At 62.7% G+C, this 20827-nt stretch carries 15 protein-coding genes and 1 pseudogene; 8 read left to right on the plus strand and 8 right to left on the minus strand.

What is annotated here, in order from left to right:
* Positions 1-52 precede the first annotated feature (52 nt).
* From TU75_RS06020 to hemE, 7 genes and pseudogenes are all read left to right on the plus strand, one after another.
* Positions 53-1309, plus strand: a pseudogene (locus TU75_RS06020) (type IV pilus secretin PilQ); the annotation flags it as partial.
* Between the two features lie 4 nt (positions 1310-1313).
* Complete coding sequence (gene aroK, locus TU75_RS06025; protein ID WP_003237314.1) at positions 1314-1832, plus strand: shikimate kinase AroK; 519 nt, start codon at positions 1314-1316, stop codon at positions 1830-1832.
* 114 nt (positions 1833-1946) lie between these two features.
* Complete coding sequence (gene aroB, locus TU75_RS06030; protein ID WP_003237313.1) at positions 1947-3047, plus strand: 3-dehydroquinate synthase; 1101 nt, start codon at positions 1947-1949, stop codon at positions 3045-3047.
* A 10-nt stretch (positions 3048-3057) separates the two neighbouring features.
* Positions 3058-4626, plus strand: coding sequence for an SPOR domain-containing protein (locus TU75_RS06035; protein WP_060548435.1), 1569 nt, complete (start codon positions 3058-3060; stop codon positions 4624-4626).
* Positions 4627-4975: 349 nt separating this feature from the next.
* The gene (gene gltB, locus TU75_RS06045; protein ID WP_003237309.1) at positions 4976-9421 is read left to right on the plus strand and encodes a glutamate synthase large subunit; all 4446 of its coding nucleotides are present in this window, start codon (positions 4976-4978) and stop codon (positions 9419-9421) included.
* A gap of 32 nt (positions 9422-9453) precedes the next feature.
* A complete protein-coding gene (locus TU75_RS06050; protein ID WP_060548436.1) occupies positions 9454-10872 on the plus strand; it encodes an FAD-dependent oxidoreductase in 1419 nt (472 codons plus the stop codon).
* A 238-nt stretch (positions 10873-11110) separates the two neighbouring features.
* Positions 11111-12178 carry a uroporphyrinogen decarboxylase gene (gene hemE / locus TU75_RS06055; protein WP_015373584.1) on the plus strand — a complete coding sequence of 356 codons (1068 nt, stop codon included), beginning with the start codon at positions 11111-11113 and terminating at the stop codon, positions 12176-12178.
* A gap of 60 nt (positions 12179-12238) precedes the next feature.
* Here hemE and TU75_RS06060 read toward each other — a convergent pair whose 3' ends face one another.
* A complete protein-coding gene (locus TU75_RS06060; protein WP_060548437.1) occupies positions 12239-13507 on the minus strand; it encodes an MFS transporter in 1269 nt (422 codons plus the stop codon).
* 121 nt (positions 13508-13628) lie between these two features.
* On the opposite strand from TU75_RS06060, the gene TU75_RS06065 reads away from it, so the two are divergent.
* Entirely contained in the window at positions 13629-14537 is a 909-nt protein-coding gene (locus TU75_RS06065; RefSeq protein WP_003237301.1) for a LysR family transcriptional regulator, read from the plus strand.
* Between the two features lie 227 nt (positions 14538-14764).
* Here TU75_RS06065 and TU75_RS06070 read toward each other — a convergent pair whose 3' ends face one another.
* Genes TU75_RS06070 through TU75_RS06100 form a run of 7 tightly spaced genes read right to left on the minus strand, consistent with a single transcriptional unit; the run spans position 14765 to position 20794 of the window.
* Complete coding sequence (locus TU75_RS06070) at positions 14765-15991, minus strand: beta-ketoacyl-ACP synthase (RefSeq protein ID WP_003237299.1); 1227 nt, start codon at positions 15989-15991, stop codon at positions 14765-14767.
* Positions 15991-16719 (minus strand): 3-ketoacyl-ACP reductase FabG2, encoded by a 729-nt coding sequence (locus tag TU75_RS06075; protein ID WP_015373586.1) that lies wholly within the window; start codon positions 16717-16719, stop codon positions 15991-15993. Before TU75_RS06075 ends, TU75_RS06070 begins: the two co-directional genes overlap by 1 nt.
* Positions 16716-17177: a hotdog family protein gene (locus tag TU75_RS06080; RefSeq protein WP_060548438.1), complete on the minus strand. Its 462-nt coding sequence runs from the start codon at positions 17175-17177 to the stop codon at positions 16716-16718. The genes TU75_RS06075 and TU75_RS06080 overlap by 4 nt, the downstream gene beginning before the upstream one ends.
* The gene (locus TU75_RS06085) at positions 17174-18340 is read right to left on the minus strand and encodes a beta-ketoacyl-[acyl-carrier-protein] synthase family protein (protein ID WP_060548439.1); all 1167 of its coding nucleotides are present in this window, start codon (positions 18338-18340) and stop codon (positions 17174-17176) included. Before TU75_RS06085 ends, TU75_RS06080 begins: the two co-directional genes overlap by 4 nt.
* A complete protein-coding gene (locus TU75_RS06090) occupies positions 18337-18819 on the minus strand; it encodes a DUF3261 domain-containing protein (RefSeq protein WP_060548440.1) in 483 nt (160 codons plus the stop codon). The genes TU75_RS06085 and TU75_RS06090 overlap by 4 nt, the downstream gene beginning before the upstream one ends.
* On the minus strand, positions 18816-19550 hold the full coding sequence (locus TU75_RS06095) for a class I SAM-dependent methyltransferase (protein ID WP_015373588.1): 735 nt from the start codon (positions 19548-19550) through the stop codon (positions 18816-18818). The genes TU75_RS06090 and TU75_RS06095 overlap by 4 nt, the downstream gene beginning before the upstream one ends.
* Entirely contained in the window at positions 19547-20794 is a 1248-nt protein-coding gene (locus TU75_RS06100; protein WP_082630314.1) for an NAD(P)/FAD-dependent oxidoreductase, read from the minus strand. Before TU75_RS06100 ends, TU75_RS06095 begins: the two co-directional genes overlap by 4 nt.
* Positions 20795-20827: the final 33 nt, after the last annotated feature.

Here is a 20827-nt window from a genome sequence, read left to right on the forward strand (position 1 = left end):
CAATCGTGTGGACCTGATCCAGTTGCCGCCACCCGGCGGCGCAGGGGCGGGCGCCTATACCGGCGACACACTGAACCTCAATTTCCAGAACATCGACCTGCGCGCCGCGTTGCAGCAGATCGCCGACGTGGCAGGCCTCAATCTGGTTGCCAGTGACGAGGTGCAAGGCTCGGTCACCCTGCGCCTGAAGAATGTGCCCTGGGACCAGGCGCTGGACCTGGTGCTGCAAAGCAAGGGCCTGGACAAACGGGTGAAAGCCGGCGTGCTGCTGGTGGCGCCCGCTGACGAGCTGGCCGCGCGCGAACTGCTGACCCTGGAGGCGCGGCGGCAGATGGCCGACCTGGCGCCGTTGCGCCGCGAACTGCTGCAGGTCAATTACGCCAAGGCGGCCGACCTGGCCAAGCTGTTCCAGTCGGTGAACGGCCTCGAGGGCGCCATCGATGAACGCGGTTCGGTGGCCGTTGATGACCGCACCAACAACATCATTGCCTACCAGACCGGTGAACGGCTCGAAGAGCTGCGGCGCATCGTGGCGCAGCTGGACATTCCGGTGCGCCAGGTGATGATCGAGGCGCGGATCGTCGAGGCCAATGTCGACTATGACAAAAGCCTGGGCGTACGTTGGGGTGGCCGGCTCAGCCGCGGTAATTGGGGCGCGGGAGGTCTCTCGAAATCCCTGGCCGAAGGCGCGAAGCCACCGGAAAACCCGACCGCCTCACCCTTCGTCGACCTCGGCTCGCTCGCCGGCGCGTCGGGGCTGGGCGTCGCCTTTATCACCGATAATTTCCTGCTGGACCTGGAACTGAGCGCCATGGAAAAAACCGGCAATGGCGAAATCGTCTCCCAGCCCAAGGTGGTCACGTCCGACAAGGAGACCGCGCGCATCCTCAAGGGCACCGAAATTCCTTATCAGGAGTCCAGCTCCAGCGGCGCCACCTCGGTGTCGTTCAAGGAGGCTTCGCTGTCGCTGGAAGTCACTCCACAGATCACCCCCGACGACCGCGTGATCATGGAGGTGAAAGTCACCAAGGATGAGCCCGATTATTTGAACAAACTCAACGACGTGCCGCCGATCAAGAAAAACGAGGTCAACGCCAAGGTGCTGGTCCGGGACGGCGAGACCATCGTCATCGGTGGGGTTTTCTCCAATACCCAGAGCAAAGTGGTAGATAAAGTGCCATTTTTGGGCGATGTGCCGTATCTTGGCCGCCTTTTCCGGCGTGATGTGCTGGCGGAGAAAAAATCCGAGCTGCTGGTGTTCTTGACTCCGCGTATCATGAATAACCAGGCGATTGCTGTGAGTCGTTGATTCTGTGCGAAATTTGATTCTTGTAGGGCCGATGGGGGCTGGAAAAAGCACCATCGGCCGTTTGCTGGCCAAAGAGCTGCGCCTGCCGTTCAAAGATTCCGACAAGGAAATTGAATTGCGCACGGGCGCCAATATCCCATGGATCTTCGACAAGGAAGGCGAACTGGGCTTTCGCGACCGCGAGCAGGCGATGATTGCCGAGTTGTGCGAGTGCGACGGCGTGGTATTGGCCACCGGTGGTGGCGCGGTGATGCGTGACGAGAATCGTCGAGCACTGCATGCCGGTGGTCGGGTTGTTTATCTGCATGCGTCGGTCGAGCAGCAGGTGGGCCGCACCGCCCGCGACCGCAATCGCCCATTGTTGCGCACGGCCAACCCGGAAAAAACCCTGCGGGACCTGCTTACCCTGCGCGATCCGCTGTATCGGGAAATTGCCGATCTGGTGGTGCAAACCGATGAACGGCCGCCGCGGATGGTGGTGGTCGAGATTCTTGAACGCCTGCATCGGCTGCCGCCCCGTTAAAGCCTGGCCCGAAATGCGCTATTCTCGGCGGCGCGTCATCACCTCGGGGTGTGGCGTAGAGCCATCAGGCAGCGGACGTTGCCGGTCGTCAATCCATCTCTCACGCGGGGACACATGCAGACACTTAAGGTCGATTTAGGCGAGCGCAGCTACCCGATCCATATTGGCGAAGGTCTGCTGGACCAGCCCGACTTGCTCACGCCGCACATTGCCGGGCGGCAGGTGGCGATCATCTCCAATGAAACGGTCGCGCCGCTGTATCTTGAACGTCTGAGCCGCAGCCTTTCGGCGTACTCGGTGATTTCCGTGGTGCTGCCCGATGGCGAAGCCCACAAGAACTGGGAAACCCTGCAACTGATCTTTGATGGTTTGCTGTCTGCGCGGCATGACCGCCGTACCACCGTGGTCGCCCTTGGCGGCGGCGTGATTGGCGACATGGCGGGCTTCGCGGCCGCCTGCTACCAGCGTGGCGTGGATTTTATCCAGGTGCCGACCACCTTGCTGTCTCAGGTTGATTCGTCGGTGGGCGGCAAGACCGGTATCAACCATCCGCTGGGCAAGAACATGGTCGGTGCCTTTTACCAGCCGCAGGCCGTGCTGATCGACACCACGACGCTCAATACCTTGCCGCCGCGCGAGCTGTCGGCGGGGCTGGCGGAAGTCATCAAGTACGGGTTGATCTGCGACGAACCGTTCCTGACCTGGCTGGAAGAACATGTGGATGCCCTGCGCGCCCTTGATCAGGTGGCGCTCACCGAAGCCATTTCGCGCTCCTGCGCGGCCAAGGCGCTGGTGGTGAATGCCGATGAAAGAGAGTCCGGCGTGCGCGCCACCCTCAATCTGGGCCACACATTCGGCCATGCGATCGAAACGCACATGGGCTATGGTGTGTGGTTGCACGGGGAGGCTGTCGCGGCGGGCACCGTAATGGCGCTGGAGATGTCCCAGCGACTGGGCTGGATCAGCGCTCAGGAGCGTGATCGTGGTATCCGCCTGTTGCAACGTGCCGGTTTGCCGGTGATTCCCCCCGCGCAGATGACCGAGGCGGACTTCCTCGAACATATGGCGGTAGACAAGAAAGTGATCGACGGTCGACTTCGACTGGTGCTGCTGCGCCGCATGGGCGAAGCGGTGGTGACCGACGATTATCCGAAAGAGATTTTACAGGCCACGCTGGGAGCGGATTACCGCGCCCTGGCCCAGCTTAAAGGTTAATAAGATCGCGATGACTAGTTTGCACGCCGACGAGGCGTTCCTCGGCCACTACCAGTTGAGCCACGACCCCTTTGCTCCACGGGTACCTGGTTTCAAATTCTTCCCGGCCCAGCGCAAGCCGGTGCTGGGTCAGTTGCATCATCTTGCGCGCTACAGCCAGCTGCTGCTGGTGGTGACGGGCCCGCTGGGCAGCGGCAAGACCTTGCTGCGCCAGGCGCTGGTCGCCAGCACCAACAAGCAGTCGGTGCAGAGCGTGGTGGTGTCGGCCCGTGGTGCCGGCGATGCGGCGGGCGTGTTGCGTCAGGTCGCCCAGGCACTGGACGTGGCCAATGCCGAGCCCAATGCCATCCTCAAGCAGGTGGTGCAGTTGGGCCTGACCGGTCAGGAAGTCTACCTGCTGGTGGACGACGCCGAGCAGCTCGACGAGTCCGCCCTGGAAGCGCTGCTGGCGCTGGCCGCCGGTACGCCGGAAGGCCGTCCGCACGTGTTCCTGTTTGGTGAATCGTCGTTGATCGCCGATCTGGAGCAGATCAGCGGCGAACAGGAGCTCTTCCACGTTATCGAGTTGCAGCCCTACGAAGAGGAAGAAACCCGCGAATACCTGGCCCAGCGCCTTGAAGGCGCAGGGGCGGGTATCGAACTTTTCACGGCAAATCAGATCTCTGATATTCACGAAAGCTCCGATGGCTGGCCTGGAAACATCAACCAGGTTGCCCGCGATGCGATGATCGAAGCCATGATTGCCAGCCGCTCCGCGGTCAAGCGTCCAAAGATGGGGTTCACTATGCCTAAGAAGCACGTATTGGCCATTTCCGCTGTTGTCGTGGTCGCCGTTGCCGCCGCCTGGCTGATCCCGGGTCGCAGCAAGGCGCCGACCACGGCCGGCGCGCCAACGGAACAGGCGCAGTTGCCATTGGGCAAGCCCACACCGAACGTCGAGTTCGCTAATTCCGGGCAACCGACCAACCTGCCGATGGTCGGCCAGCCGGTCATGCGCGGTCCGCTCGCCGAGGAGGCCGGTGGTATCTCCGAAGGTGACGACGGCGTTCCGGTGGAAGGCTCCAGCGCCACTCCGCCGACCGTGACCACCACCGCGCCGCCTGCTGGCGTGCCGGCGGGCAAGCCTGCACCGGCACCTGCCGCAACCCCGACTCCGGCACCGACGGTCGCCACCGCCAAGCCTGCGCCGGTGACCAAGCCGGTCACGGCTGCACCCGCCGCCAAGCCTGCACCGACCGCCGCCGCCAAGCCGGCCGAAAAGCCAGCCACGGTCGCCAAGGCCGGCGCCGCTGGCAGTGGCTGGTACGCCAGCCAGCCCACCGGCAACTTCGTGGTGCAGATCCTGGGCACCAGCTCCGAAGCCAACGCCCAGGCGTTCGTGAAAGAGCAGGGCGGCGAGTACCGTTATTTCAAGAAAGTGCTCAACGGCAAGCCTCTCTACGTGATCACCTACGGCAACTTCGCCAGCCGCGCCGCAGCTGATTCCGCGATCAAAACCTTGCCAGCGAAGGTTCAGGCTGGTAAACCTTGGCCTCGCACCGTTGCCAGCGTTCAACAAGAACTGGCAACTGCTCGCTGAAGATCCGGCGGCCTTACCCAGGCCGCCCTCCCGGCACCTCAAAAAACTACAACAGCGTGCAGCCCTGAAGGCCGCGCGCTTTGTGGTGTCTGCGTCACGGTAGCTTTTGAGTCGTGGCAGTCAAAATTAAAAAAGTTTTGACTAGCACAGCATATCGCTTTAAACCTTTCATAAATGCGACATAGATTTGCGACATTTCGTCGCTAAATTTGTGAGCGTCTGTGTCGGTGTGTACAATGACCTCCCTTTTGCCCCCGCTAAGCCGGCGTACGTTCGGCGTGGAAGGTAACCGGTTGAATTGAAAAGAAATTTGCCTCGGTATAAGAGGCAGCCTGGTGAGAAAGTGTCTATGAAAGCAGGTCTGTACCAACCCGATGAATTCAAGGATAACTGCGGTTTCGGCCTGATAGCCCACATGCAGGGCGAGCCCAGTCATACCCTTTTACAAACGGCCATCGAAGCCCTGACCTGCATGACCCACCGCGGTGGGATCAACGCCGACGGCAAGACCGGTGACGGTTGCGGCTTGCTGATTCAAAAGCCCGACCTGTTCCTGCGCGCTGTCGCCAAACAGCATTTTTCGGTCGACCTGCCCAAGCAATATGCCGTGGGCATGGTGTTTTTCAACCAGGACCCGGTCAAAGCCGAAGCCGCTCGCGAAAACATGAACCGCGAGATCCTGGCTGCCGGCCTGCAACTCGTTGGCTGGCGCAAAGTGCCCATCGACACCAGCGTGCTCGGCCGTCTGGCCCATGATCGCCTGCCGCTGATCGAGCAAGTGTTCATCGCAGGCGAAGGCCTGAGCGACCAGGACATGGCGATCAAACTGTTCACCTCCCGCCGTCGTTCCTCGGTGCTCAACGCCGCCGACGCCGATCACTACATCTGCAGCTTTTCCCACAAGACCATCATTTATAAAGGCCTGATGATGCCGGCGGACCTTACCGCCTTCTATCCGGACCTGAGCGATGAGCGCCTGCAAACCGCAATCTGCGTGTTCCACCAGCGCTTCTCCACCAACACCCTGCCGAAATGGCCGCTGGCCCAGCCATTCCGCTTCCTCGCCCACAACGGCGAGATCAACACCATCACCGGCAACCGCAACTGGGCCGTGGCTCGTCGCACCAAGTTCGCCAACGACCTGATGGACCTCGAAGAGCTCGGCCCGCTGGTCAACCGCGTGGGTTCCGACTCCTCCAGCATGGACAACATGCTCGAGCTGATGGTCACCGGCGGCATCGACCTGTTCCGTGGCGTGCGCATGATCATTCCGCCTGCGTGGCAGAACGTCGAAACCATGGACCCGGACCTGCGTGCGTTCTACGAGTACAACTCGATGCACATGGAACCGTGGGACGGCCCGGCCGGCGTGGTCATGACCGACGGCCGCTACGCGGTATGCCTGCTCGACCGTAACGGCCTGCGCCCGGCGCGTTGGGTGACCACCACCAACGGTTTCATCACCCTGGCCTCGGAAATCGGCGTGTGGGACTACAAGCCCGAAGACGTGATCGCCAAAGGCCGCGTAGGCCCTGGCCAGATCCTGGCCGTGGACACCGAAACCGGGCAGATCCTCGACACCGACGCCATCGACAACCGCTTGAAGTCGCGTCACCCGTACAAGCAATGGCTGCGCAAGAATGCCCTGCGTATCCAGGCGACCATGGAAGACAACGACCACGGTTCGGCTTTCTACGACGTCGACCAGCTCAAGCAGTACATGAAGATGTATCAGGTCACGTTCGAAGAGCGCGACCAGGTGCTGCGCCCGCTCGGCGAGCAGGGCTACGAGGCGGTCGGCTCCATGGGCGACGACACGCCGATGGCCGTGCTGTCTCAGCGTGTGCGCACGCCGTACGACTATTTCCGCCAGCAGTTCGCCCAGGTGACCAACCCGCCGATCGACCCGCTGCGCGAGGCCATCGTGATGTCCCTGGAAGTGTGCCTCGGTGCCGAGCGCAACATCTTCCAGGAATCGCCTGAGCACGCCTCCCGCGTCATCCTCAGCTCGCCGGTCATTTCCCCGGCCAAGTGGCGCTCGTTGATGACCCTGGAGCGTCCGGGCTTCGACCGCCAGATCATCGACCTGAACTACGACGAGAGCGTCGGCCTGGAAGCCGCCGTGCGCAACGTTGCTGATCAGGCCGAAGAAGCCGTGCGCGCCGGGCGTACCCAGATCGTGCTGACCGACCGCCATATCGCGCCGGGCAAGTTGCCGATCCACGCATCACTCGCCACCGGTGCGGTGCACCACCGCCTGACCGAGAAAGGCCTGCGCTGTGACTCCAACATCCTGGTAGAAACCGCGACCGCCCGTGATCCGCATCACTTTGCGGTGCTGATCGGGTTCGGCGCGTCGGCGGTGTACCCGTTCCTGGCCTACGAAGTGCTGGGCGACCTGATCCGTACCGGTGAAGTGCTGGGCGACCTCTATGAGGTGTTCAAGAACTACCGTAAAGGCATCACCAAAGGCCTGCTCAAGATCCTGTCGAAGATGGGCATCTCCACCGTCACGTCCTATCGCGGCGCGCAGCTGTTCGAAGCCATCGGCCTGTCCGAAGAAGTCTGCGAGTTGAGCTTCCGTGGCGTGCCGAGCCGCATCAAGGGCGCGCGTTTCGTCGATATCGAAGCCGAACAGAAAGCCCTGGCGTCGGAGGCCTGGAGCGCGCGCAAGCCGATCCAGCAAGGTGGTCTGCTCAAGTTCGTGCACGGTGGCGAATACCACGCCTACAACCCGGACGTGGTCAGCACCCTGCAAGCCGCCGTGCAGCAGGGCGACTACGCCAAGTTCAAGGCCTACACCGCGCTGGTGGATAACCGCCCGGTATCGATGATCCGCGACCTGTTCAAGGTGAAGACCCTGGACACGCCGATGGACATCAGCGAAGTCGAGCCGCTGGAATCGATCCTCAAACGCTTCGACTCCGCCGGTATTTCCCTGGGCGCCTTGTCGCCCGAGGCTCACGAAGCCCTGGCCGAAGCCATGAACCGCCTGGGTGCGCGTTCCAACTCCGGCGAAGGCGGCGAAGACCCGGCGCGCTACGGCACGCTGAAAAGCTCGAAGATCAAGCAGGTGGCGACCGGCCGGTTCGGCGTGACCCCGGAATACCTGGTCAACGCCGAAGTGCTGCAGATCAAGGTGGCCCAGGGCGCCAAGCCGGGCGAGGGCGGGCAACTGCCGGGCGGCAAGGTCAACGGTCTGATCGCCAAACTGCGTTACGCGGTGCCGGGCGTGACCCTGATTTCGCCGCCGCCGCACCACGACATCTATTCGATTGAGGACTTGTCGCAGCTGATTTTCGACTTGAAACAAGTCAACCCGCAGGCGCTGGTCTCGGTGAAACTGGTCGCGGAAGCCGGCGTCGGCACCATTGCCGCCGGTGTGGCCAAGGCCTATGCCGACCTGATCACCATCTCCGGTTATGACGGCGGCACCGGCGCTTCGCCGCTGACCTCCATCAAGTACGCCGGTGCACCGTGGGAACTGGGCCTGGCCGAAACCCACCAGACCCTGCGCGGCAACGACCTGCGCGGCAAGGTGCGGGTGCAGACCGACGGCGGCCTGAAAACCGGCCTCGACGTGATCAAGGCTGCGATCCTTGGCGCCGAGAGCTTCGGCTTCGGCACCGCGCCGATGATCGCCCTGGGCTGCAAATACCTGCGCATCTGCCACCTGAACAACTGCGCCACCGGTGTTGCCACGCAGAACGAGAAACTGCGCAAGGACCACTACATCGGCACCGTCGACATGGTGGTGAACTTCTTCACCTACGTCGCCGAAGAGACCCGCGAGTGGCTGGCCAAGCTGGGCGTACGCTCCCTGGAAGAGCTGATCGGGCGCACCGACCTGCTGGAAATCCTTCAGGGCCAGACCGCCAAGCAACAGCACCTGGACCTCACGCCGCTGTTGGGCAGCGATCACATCCCTGCCGACAAGCCGCAGTTCTGCGGCGTGGAGCGTAACCCGCCGTTCGACAAGGGCCTGTTGGCCGAGAAGATGGTCGATATGGCCGGCTCCTCGATCAATGACGCCAGCGGTGGCGAATTCGCTCTGGACATCTGCAACTGCGACCGTTCCATCGGCGCCCGCGTCTCCGGCGAAATCGCGCGCAGGCACGGCAATCAGGGCATGGCCAAAGCGCCGATCACCTTCCGCTTCAAGGGCACTGCCGGCCAGAGCTTCGGCGTGTGGAACGCCGGCGGCCTGCATATGTATCTGGAAGGCGACGCCAACGACTACGTGGGCAAGGGCATGACCGGCGGCAAGCTGGTGATCGTTCCGCCAATCGGCAGCGTCTACAAGTCGCAGGAAAGCGCGATCATCGGCAACACCTGCCTGTACGGCGCCACCGGTGGCAAGCTGTTCGCCGCCGGCACCGCCGGTGAACGTTTTGCCGTGCGTAACTCCGGCGCCCACACCGTGGTGGAAGGCACTGGCGATCACTGCTGCGAGTACATGACCGGGGGCTTTGTCGCGGTACTGGGCAAGACCGGTTACAACTTCGGTTCGGGCATGACCGGCGGTTTCGCCTACGTACTCGACCAGGACAACACCTTCGTCGACAAGGTCAACCACGAGTTGGTCGAGATCCAGCGCATCAGCGGCGAAGCCATGGAATCCTACCGCAACCACTTGCAGCACGTGCTGGACGAGTACGTCGAGGAGACTGGCAGCGAATGGGGTCGTAACCTCGCCGAAAACCTCGATGATTACCTGCGTCGTTTCTGGCTGGTCAAGCCCAAGGCTGCCAACCTGAAATCGTTGCTTTCCAGCATCCGTGCCAACCCGCAGTGATATGCGCCTGAAGAGTTTGATGAGGTTTTAACATGGCTGAACGTCTGAATAACGACTTCCAGTTCATCGATGTCGGGCGCAAAGATCCGAAGAAGAAACTGTTGCGTCAACGCAAGAAAGAGTTCGTGGAAATCTACGAACCCTTCAAGCCCCAGCACTCGGCCGATCAGGCCCACCGCTGCCTGGGGTGCGGTAACCCGTATTGCGAATGGAAGTGCCCGGTGCACAACTTCATTCCCAACTGGCTCAAGCTGGTGGCCGAGGGCAACATCCTCGCCGCCGCCGAGCTGTCGCACCAGACCAACACCCTGCCGGAAGTGTGCGGCCGGGTGTGCCCGCAAGACCGTCTGTGTGAAGGTGCCTGCACCCTCAACGACGGCTTCGGCGCGGTAACCATCGGTTCGGTGGAGAAGTACATCACCGACACCGCGTTCGCCATGGGCTGGCGCCCGGACATGTCCAAGGTCAAGCCGACCGGTAAACGTGTCGCGATCATTGGTGCCGGCCCGGCGGGCCTGGGTTGCGCCGACGTGCTGGTGCGTGGCGGCGTGACCCCGGTGGTGTTCGACAAGAACCCGGAAATCGGCGGCCTGCTGACCTTCGGCATCCCCGAGTTCAAGCTGGAAAAGACCGTACTGAGCCACCGTCGTGAAGTGTTCACCGGCATGGGTATCGAGTTTCGCCTCAATACCGAGATCGGCAAGGACATCACCATGGAGCAGTTGCTCGCCGAATACGACGCCGTGTTCATGGGCATGGGCACCTACACCTACATGAAGGGCGGCTTTGCCGGTGAGGACCTGCCGGGCGTGCATGATGCGCTCGACTTCCTGATCGCCAACGTCAACCGCAACCTGGGCTTTGAGAAGTCGCTGGAAGATTTCGTCGACATGAAAGGCAAGAAGGTCGTGGTGCTCGGCGGTGGTGACACCGCGATGGACTGCAACCGTACTTCGATCCGCCAGGGCGCCAAGTCGGTGACCTGCGCTTATCGCCGTGACGAAGCCAACATGCCCGGCTCGCGCAAAGAGGTGAAGAACGCCAAGGAAGAAGGCGTGAAATTCCTCTACAACCGCCAGCCGATTGCCATTGTCGGTGAAGACAAGGTGGAAGGCGTGAAGGTGGTCGAGACTCGTCTCGGCGAACCGGACGCCCGTGGCCGTCGCAGCCCCGAGCCGATTCCGGGTTCCGAAGAGATCATCCCGGCCGACGCCGTGGTCATCGCCTTCGGTTTCCGCCCAAGCCCGGCGCCGTGGTTCGAGCAGTTCACCATCCAGACCGACAGCCAGGGCCGCGTGGTGGCCCCGGAACAAGGCCAGTACAAGCACCAGACCAGCAACCCGAAGATCTTCGCCGGTGGCGATATGGTGCGCGGTTCTGACCTGGTAGTCACCGCGATCTTCGAAGGCCGCAACGCCGCCGAAGGCATCCTGGATTACCTTCAAGTTTGATTTGAAACACGGTCAACTGTGGGAGCTGGCTTGCCTGCGATAGCGATAGTGAATTAACCACCGCCATCGCAGGCAAGCCAGCTCCCACACAAACCCCATTCCAGATAGGGTTTGGTGGTGTCTGTCATACCGCAAGCTACCGCGACAAATTGACCCGATAGACAAAAGGCACGGTGCATTCCGTGCCTTTTGCGTCGTGCTCTGAGAAAATGCCCGCACTTTTTTTGCGGATGCCGACATGACTGCCCTCAAGAACGACCGTTTCCTTCGTGCCCTGCTCAAGCAGCCCGTAGACGTCACGCCCGTGTGGATGATGCGTCAAGCCGGTCGTTACCTGCCGGAATACCGTGCCAGTCGTGCCCACGCCGGCGACTTCATGAGCCTGTGCATGAACCCGCAATTCGCCTGCGAAGTCACGATGCAGCCGCTGGACCGCTACCCGCAACTGGACGCGGCCATCCTCTTCTCCGATATCCTCACCATCCCCGACGCCATGGGCCAGGGCCTGTACTTCGAGACCGGCGAAGGCCCGCGCTTCAAGAAAGTGGTCAGCACCCTGGCCGACATCGAAGCCCTGCCGATTCCTGATCCGCACAAGGACCTCGGCTATGTGATGGATGCCGTCAGCACCATCCGCCGCGAGCTTAACGGCCGCGTGCCGCTGATCGGCTTCTCCGGCAGCCCCTGGACCCTGGCCACCTACATGGTCGAAGGCGGCTCGTCGAAAGACTTCCGCAAGACCAAGGCCATGCTCTACGACAACCCGCAGGCCATGCACCTGCTGCTGGACAAGCTGGCGCAGTCAGTCACGGCTTACCTCAACGGCCAGATCATGGCCGGCGCCCAGGCCGTGCAGATTTTCGACACCTGGGGCGGCAACCTTTCGGCGGCGGCATATCAGGAATTCTCCCTGGCCTACATGCGCAAGATCGTCAGCGGCCTGATTCGCGAACATGAAGGCCGCAAAGTACCGGTCATTCTCTTCACCAAGGGCGGCGGCCTGTGGCTGGAAAGCATCGCCGACGCCGGTGCCGACGCCCTGGGCCTGGACTGGACCTGCGACATTGGCGAAGCCCGCCACCGCGTAGGCAACCGCGTCGCGCTGCAAGGCAACATGGACCCGACCGTTCTGTACGCCAACCCCGAGGCGATCCGCAGCGAAGTCGGCCGCATCCTGGCCAGCTACGGCAAGGGCACCGGGCATGTGTTCAACCTCGGCCATGGCATTACGCCGGAAGTGAACCCGGAGCACGCCGGCGCGTTCCTGCGGGCGGTGCACGAACTCTCGGCGCAGTACCACGAATAAAACACAGAGCAAAAATGTGGGAAGGGGCTTGCCCCCTCCCACATTAAAAGCCAGAAACCTTCAGACCTTTCTCAGCGGCGCCAGCTTGGCCAGCCTCAGCGCCACCAGCAGCGCACCGATCAACAACGCCACGATAAACCCGCCAATCCCGTTCCAGCCGCCCAGGTGCCAGAAGAAGCCACCCGCCGTGCCGGCAATGCTTGACCCGGCGTAATAGCTGAACAGGTACAACGAAGACGCTTGCCCCTTGGCCTTGACGGCGCGGCGGCCGATCCAGCTGCTGGCGACCGAGTGGGCGGCGAAGAAGCCAAAAGTGAAGATCAGCATGCCGGGCACGATCAGCCATAGCGGGCTGAACAGGGTCAGAACGAACCCGGCCAGCATCAATACGATGGTGGCCCAGAGCACGCGGCGGCGGCCGAGGCGATCGGCCAGGGAGCCGATTTTCGCCGAGCTGTAGATGCCCGAGAGGTACACCAGCGACAGCAGGCCCACCACGGCCTGGCTCAAGTCATAGGGATCGGCCAGCAGCCGGTAGCCGATGTAGTTGAACAGCGTCACGAAGGCGCCCATCAGCAAAAAGGCCTCAAGAAACAACCACGGCAGGCCGGCGTCCCTGAAGTGCATGACAAAGCCGTTCATCAGGCTGCGCGGCTTGAGGCTGCTGGCGCGGAAGTTGCGCGATTCGGGGAGGATCTTCCAGAACACGGTCGCCGCGATCAGTGCCAGGGCGCCGATGATCAGCGTGGCGGTGTGCCAACTGACGAAGTCGATCAGCACGCCCATGATCAGCCGCCCACTCATGCCGCCGATCGCGTTGCCGGCGATGTACAGGCCCATCGCCAAGCCGATGTGCTGCGGGTGAATCTCCTCACTGAGGTAAGTCATCGCCACGGCGGCCAGGCCGCTGAGGGACAGGCCGACCAGCGCACGCATCAGCAGAATGCCTTCCCAGCCTGGCATCAGGCCGCTGGCAATCGTCGCCAGGGCCGCGCAAAACAACGCCGCCACCATCACCGGTTTGCGCCCCAGCCGGTCGGATATCGGCCCGGTGATCAGCAAGCCGAACGCAAGCATTGCCGTGGACACCGACAGGATCAGGCTACTCTGCGCGGCATTGATGGCGAACTCATGGGACAGCGCCGGCATCATCGGCTGCACGCAATACAACAAGGCAAACGTGGCAAAGCCACCGCAGAACAGCGCCAGCACCGTGCGCATGAACATCGGCGTGCCTTTTTCGATGAACGCGTCAGTGAGTTCGGCGACCACCTCATCCAAGGCGGTGGGCGGGACTTGCTGGGCGAACGGAGCGACGGCAGATTTCACGGGGACCTCAGTGGACAGACTGCCATGGGCGGCAATGCAAAAAAGAATATAGCTGGCTAATGATTCTTTCCAATATATTGTTCGACCTGTTTGATAGCTTCTGCGACTTAATGGTGAGGGTATGGAATTACGTCATTTGCGCTACTTCATCGCAGTGGCCGAGGAACTGCACTTCGGCCGCGCCGCCCAAGTCCTGGGCATCTCGCAACCGCCGCTGAGCCAGCAGATTCAGGCGCTGGAGCAGCAAGTGGGCGCGCGTTTGTTCGAACGCACCAACCGTCGTGTCGAGCTGAGCGAGGCGGGGCGCTTGTTCCTGCACGAGGCGCGTCTGGTGCTGGCGCAGGTCGACAAGGCGGCGGATGTAGCGCGGCGTGCGCACATGGGGGAGCTGGGTGAGCTGAAGATCGGCTTCACCTCATCGGCGCCGATCAACGCCAGCATCCCCCAGGCCATTCATGCGTTTCGCCAGGCGTTCCCGGCTGTTCACCTGACGTTGCGGGAAATGAGCAGTACTCAGGTCGCCGAGGCCCTGGTGGACGAATCGATTCAGGTCGGCTTGATGCGTCCGTTGCCGTTGCCCGACTCCCTGAGTGCCGTTGAGCTGATGCGTGAGCCACTCGTGGCCGTATTGAACACCGGCCATCCGTTGACGGCGCGCAGTGAACACGGCTTGCACCTGGCGCAACTGGCCGAGGAACCCTTCGTGTTCTTCCCGCGCAGCTACGGCAGCGGCCTGTACGCCCAACTGCTCGACCTGGCTCGCGACGCAGGCTTCAGCCCGCGCTTTGCCCAAGAGGCTGGCGAAGCGATGACCATCATCGGCCTGGTGGCGGCGGGGCTTGGGGTGTCGGTATTGCCGGCGTCGTACCAGCGCATCCGGATCGATGGGGTGGTCTATCGCACCTTGCTGGACCCTGCCGCGGTGTCAGCAGTGTGGCTGGTGCAGCGCAAGGGTGTGCAGTCGCCAATGGCGAAAGCGTTTGTGGCGTTGTTGGTGGCGAACGGGATTGTCCCAGGGTCGATCAGTTAAACGCAGATTCCCTGTGGCGAGCAGGCTTGTCGTGGCGAGCGGGCTTGCCCCGCGTTGGGCTGCGAAGCAGCCCCAAAACCAGGCTCCGAGCAATATTAGGTACACCGTGTTTTCCTTAATTGGGGGCGCTTCGCACCCCAACGCGGGACAAGCCCGCTCGCCACATTTACGGCGTTTTGCCACCGATTGGGGAGACTGCACACGCTCACTCGTTTCCGGGTGAACCGTCAGCACCAGCGCCGAAAGATCAGCGAGGTATTCACGCCGCCAAAAGCGAAGTTGTTGTTCATCACGTAGTCATGGTGCATCTCGCGAAAGCCTCCTTGGAGGTAATCCAGTTCACCACATTGCGGGTCGACGGTGTCCAGGTTGAAGGTGTGTACGTACTGGTCGCGGTTCATCATTTCGATGCTGAACCATGACTCCAGTGCGCCGCACGCGCCCAGGGTGTGGCCAAGGAAACTCTTCTGCGAGCTGATGGGCATGCGGCTGCCGAACAGGCTACTGGTGGCCAGGGTTTCGGCGATATCGCCCTGGTCGGTGGCGGTGCCGTGGCCGTTCACGTAGCCGATAGCCGACGGCTCCAGCCCGGCGTCTTCGAGGGCCAGTTCCATGGCGCGGCGCATGGTTTTCTGTTCCGGGCGGGTGGTGTGCTGACCGTCGGCATTGCTACCAAAGCCGACCAGTTCGGCATGGATATGCGCGCCGCGCGCCAGGGCGTGTTCCAGTTCCTCCAGTACCAGCATGCCGCCGCCTTCACCAATCACCAGGCCGTCGCGGCCGCTGTCGTAGGGGCGCGGGCTGGTCTGCGGGGCGTCATTCTTCAAACTGGTGGCGTAGAGCGCATCGAACACCATGGCCTCGGTGGGGCACAGCTCTTCGGCGCCACCGGCGAGCATCAACGGCAGGCGTCCGAACTTGATCGCCTCGTAGGCATAACCGATGCCCTGGCTGCCGCTGGTGCAGGCGCTGGAGGTGGGGATCAGCCGCCCGGTAAGGCCAAAGAAAATACTGATATTCGCCGCCGTGGTGTGCGGCATCATGCGCACGTAGGAGTTGGCGTTGAGCCCCTCGGCCACCGAGTTCAGCAGCATATTGCCGAACGCCTTGATCTCGTCGGTGCTGCCGGTGGACGAGCCACAGGCCACGCCCATGCGCCCGTCCTTGATCGACTCGTCGCCGAGCAGCCCGGCGTCCTGCAACGCTTGCTCCGCTGCCCACACCGCCAGGCGCGAGACGCGGCCCATGCTGCGCAATTGCTTGCGTGTCCAGTGCGCAGGCACCTGGAAATCATCGATGGGCCCGGCCAGTCGTGTGTTCAGTTCAACAAAACGGTCCCACTCATCCATGCGCCGGATGCCGCTGCGGTTGGCGCGAAAGTTGGCTGCGATGGTCTCCCAGTCACAACCCAGGGAGGTCATGCCGGCCATGCCGGTGACGACGACGCGCTTCATCAGCACAAGCCTCCGTTCACCGCCAATACCTGGCGCGTGATGTAGCCGGCTTCGGCCGACATCAGGAAGTTCACGGCGCCCGCAACTTCCTCCGGGGTGCCCATGCGCTGCGCCGGGATCATCTTCATCAGTTCTTCCACCGGCACGTTTTCATCCAGCATGGCGGTGTCGATCAGGCCGGGGGCGACGCAGTTGACGGTGATTTTGCGCTTGCCCAGCTCGATGGCCAGCGCCTTGGCCGCACCGATCAGACCGGCCTTGGACGCGCTGTAGTTGACCTGGCCCCGGTTGCCGATCAGTCCTGAAACAGAGGTGATGCACACGATGCGCCCGGGCGCGCGGCGCCGAATCATCGGCATCATCACCGGGTGCAGCACGTTGTAGAAACCGTCGAGGTTGGTGCGCAGCACCACGTCCCAATCGTCTTCCGACAAGGCCGGAAAAGCACCGTCACGGGTCAGGCCGGCGTTGAGTACCACGCCGTAATAGGCGCCGTGTTGTTCCACGTCGGCTTCGAGCATTTCGCGGCACGCGGTGCGGTCGGCAACATCGAATTGCAGCACGCGGGCGTTGCGTCCCAACGCCTGGATCTCGACCTGCACCGCATCGGCTTCGGCGCGCCCGCTGCGGCAGTGCAGCACGATGTCATGCCCGGCCTGGGCCAGGCGCAAGGCGATAGCGCGGCCGATGCCGCGGCTGGAGCCAGTGACCAGTACGGAGTGAGTCATGACGTTGCGTCCTTCGATTCAGCTAAATAGTTGGCCGCCAGGGGCGGTCGAAATACGTTCAAGCGTGCGCTGGCCTGGATGCCGTCGCCGGTGAGGTGGCATTCGAACACCCCCATGCCGTTGTCGTCTTCCAGCGAGCGCAGGCCGTGAATGGTCAGCTCGGCGCCCGCCGGAAAACCATCCACGTTGCATTCGAACTTGCGTGTACCGAGCAGGAAGCCCAGCTCCACTGCTTCGCCGTTCTTGCGTGCGCGACAACCGGCATAGGCGGCGACGCTTTGCGCCATCAGTTCGATGCCCACCCACGCCGGCAGGCTGCCGTCCGCGCGGTTGAACAGGCCGCCGGGCTTTACGGTGAGACGGGTATGTACCTGCTCTTCATCGAACGACAGCACCTGGTCGATCAGGATCATGTCGCCCGCGTGGGGCAGCAGTTCGGCGAGTGGCCAATCGATCATGGGGCCTCTCCGATAATCAGGCTGACATTGTTGCCGCCGAAGGCAAACGAGTTGCTCATCAGGCGCGGTTGTTTCAGGGCGTCACCGCAGCGGGCCCACTGCAACGCGGGCAGCGCCGGGTCGGCCTGGCCGTCCCACACGTGCGGCGGCACCCCACCGTGGGTGAGGCTCAGCCAGCAGAACGCCGCTTCCAACGCACCGGCTGCACCGAGGGTGTGGCCGCTCATGGGTTTGGTCGACGAGCACGCCACGCCATGCGGGAACAGGTGGGCGACGGCCAGGCTTTCCATGGCGTCGTTATGCTGGGTGGCGGTGCCGTGCAGGTTCAGGTAGCCGATGTGTTCAGGGTTGAGCCCGGCGCTGCTCAACGCCTTGCTCATGGCCTGCAGCGCGCCTTTGCCCGTAGGCTCAGGTGCGGAAATATGGTGTGCGTCGCTGCTCGCGCCGCTGCCCAGCAACGCAATGGGGGCCGGCTCGCGCGTCATCAGAAACAACACCGCCGCTTCGCCGATATTGATGCCGTTGCGGTTCACCGAAAACGGATTGCAGCGCTCGGCGGACACCGCTTCCAGCGAGGTGAAACCATTGAGGGTCAGCTTGCACAGGCTGTCGACGCCACCACAGATCACCGCATCGCACACCCCCAGGTCCAGCAGGCGCCGGGCGCTCATCAGGGCACGGGCACTGGAGGTGCACGCGGTGGAAATCACATAGGCCGGGCCGCTCAGTTGCAGCCAGTCGGCGAGAAAATTGGCCGGCGCGCTGAGTTCCTGTTGCTGGTAGTCGTAAGTGTTGGGGAACTGCCGGTCACGCAGGTACTGGGCAATGCCACGACTGGCTTCGTCGATGCCCGAGGTGCTGGTGCCCAGCACAATACCCACCCGCGATTCGCCATAGGTATGGATCGCCTGGCGCATCTCGCCCTCGATCTGCAGCGCAGCCTCCAGCAGCAGTTGATTGTTACGGCTGCTTTGCTGGCCCAGTTGTAGCGGGATCGGCGCCAGATCACCGTGCACAGCGCCCACCGGCAGCACTCGGTCCGGCACCCAGCCGCTTTCGGCGCGCATGCCGGCGCAGTCACCAGCAAACAGGCTGCGCGCAACCTCGGCTTGCCCTCGGCCGAGGGCACAGATCACCCCCAGAGCATTGAGATAGGCGGTCATCGCTCAACCCCAAGCGGGGTGATGCGATAGCTCAACGGCTGACCCGCCATGTTCACGCTGAACACCTCGGAGGACTGATAAACGATTTGCCAATGGCCTGGCAGGGTGCGGGTCAGGTCCCTGGCCTGGGCGCCCGGGTACAGGGCGCGCAGGTCGTCCGCCGAGGCCAGCGCAAACAGCAGGGCGGCGAACAGCTCGCGTGCCTGCGGATTGGGCGGCAGCAAGCCGTCGGCCTGCCACGCGCCGTCAAGCAACTTTTGCCGCGCCAGGGGAATGCCCAGCGGGTCCATCATCGACCAGCGAAGGGCGGCGCCTTCCCGCTGGATCACCAGCAGCCAATCCTGGCGCTGGTTGCCTTCGCTGCGCTGCACATGCAATTGCAGCGGTAAATTCAGGGCCGGGATTTTTTCCGGCAACGGCGCCTGGCTGGCGCACGCGCCCAGCAGCAACAGGCAACCCATCAGCAACAGACGCATCATGGTGCACTGCTCGCCAGCGGCTTGCGCGCCACGCAGTTGACCAGGGTTTCTTCGCGCTGGCCCACCGGCGGTGCCTTGCGCAGGCCCAGGCGCTCCAGCAGGCCGAAATCCGTGGCGCGGCTCCACCACAGATACGGGTAGGAAACGTTCTGCGGGCCAAATTCAAAGCCCTGCTCGCGGATCATCGCGAGGTACGCCTCGGCGCTTTTCTGCACCTGCATGGGATGGCGGAACAGCCAGCGAATCACCCAGGTGTCGATATAGGCTTCGGTGGACTCGGCAAACAGCAGGTAGCCGCCGGGCTTGAGCACGCGATAGAACTCTGCAAGGGCGCGATGCTGCTCCACCAGATGGTGGAACGTCTGGTGGCAGAACAGAATATCCACGCTCGCGTCCGGCACTTGCAGGGTGGCGCAGTCGCTGCCGATCAGCTCGATGGCGAGGTCCTGGCGCGCCGCTTCGGCCTTGCTCTGGTCGAGGCTGTGGGGGTCGGCATCCAGGCCGATCAGGCGTTCCGGGGCGAACACCTGTTGCAGGTACGCAAAGGATTTACCCTGGCCGCAGCCGGCGTCCAGCAGCACCGGGGCCTGCGGCACAGGCTCGGTGAACAGGCTGCGCAGGTCGTCAATTGCCACGCGCAACACATAATGTTGCCAGGTGCGGCTGCGCAGAAACCAAAGACCGAAGCGGGTTTCTTCGACGTAGTGTTTACTCAGGTAGTGGCTGCTCATACCGCGTCACTCGCACAAATTTCCGACAACATCCGCAGGCGTCGCTTGGGCTCGCTGACAAACGGGTTGCGCTCGTCCCAGGCATAACCGGCGAGGATCGCGCTGATCATGCGGCGAATCTCCGGCGAGCTGCCGGGATGGAAGATTACATCCTGGAACGTCCCGGCGTACCAGCCTTCGACATAGCAGCGAAAGGTGTCGACGCCGCGTTTGAGCGGCTCGGCGAATTCGGTTTGCCAGTTGACGGTTTCGCCCGTGAGCTGACGATGCAGCAGCCCGGCCGCCATGCTTGCCGAACGCATGGCAATGGTCACACCGGACGAAAACACCGGATCGAGAAATTCCGCCGCATTGCCCAGCAAGGCAAAACCAGGGCCGTGCAGGGTTTTGACGTTGGCCGCGTAGCCGCCGATGCTGCGCGCCGGGGTATCCCACACGGCATTTTGCAGCACGCCGGACAGGCTTGGGGTTTCATCGATAAAACCGCGCAGGCACGCATCGAGGTCGCTGTCGCGCCCGTCGAAATGCGTCTGCGCCGCCACCACGCCCACCGAACAGCGGCCGTTGCTGAACGGGATGGTCCAGAACCAGATATCGCGCTTCACAGGATGGGTGGTGATAAGGATTTTGCTGCGGTCGAAGCCTGGGTGTTCGATGCGGTCTTCAACATGGGTGAACACCGCCCGGCGCAGCGGGAAATTCGACGGTGCCTCGAGGTCCAGCAGGCGCGACAGCACGCGGCCGTAACCGCTGGCGTCGAGCACGAATTTGGCCTTGAGGTGATACTTGCTGCCGTTTTGTCGAAGCACTTGCAGGTAGCGGCAGTCGCCGCTGAAATCCGCGCCGACGATGGTTTGGCCATAGCGAATGTCGACGCCCTGCAGCGCCGCCTGATCGGCCAGCAGCTTGTCGAACTCGCCGCGCTGCACCTGATAGGTAGTCGGCTTGCCGTTGCTGAACGTGTCGCCAAAATCGAACGCGCTGTAGCGCTCGCCCCAGGCGAACGCAGCGCCGGTTTTCACCTGGAACCCGGCTGCCTGCACGGCCTCGAACATGCCCGCTTCTTCGATAAAGTCGATGCAGTGCGACAGCAGGCTTTCGCCGATCGAGAACCGCGGAAAATGCTCGCGCTCGATGATCACGACGTCATGGCCCTTGCGCTTGAGCAGCGCGGCGGCGATGGCGCCGGACGGGCCGGCACCGATCACCACCACCTGGCGACGTTCCATTTCAACTGTGGGCACTGAGGCTCCTTGCCGCATGGGCGATAATCATAT

Origin of the sequence: Pseudomonas poae, from assembly GCF_001439785.1 — a bacterium.
Taxonomy (GTDB): Bacteria; Pseudomonadota; Gammaproteobacteria; order Pseudomonadales; family Pseudomonadaceae; genus Aquipseudomonas; species Aquipseudomonas poae.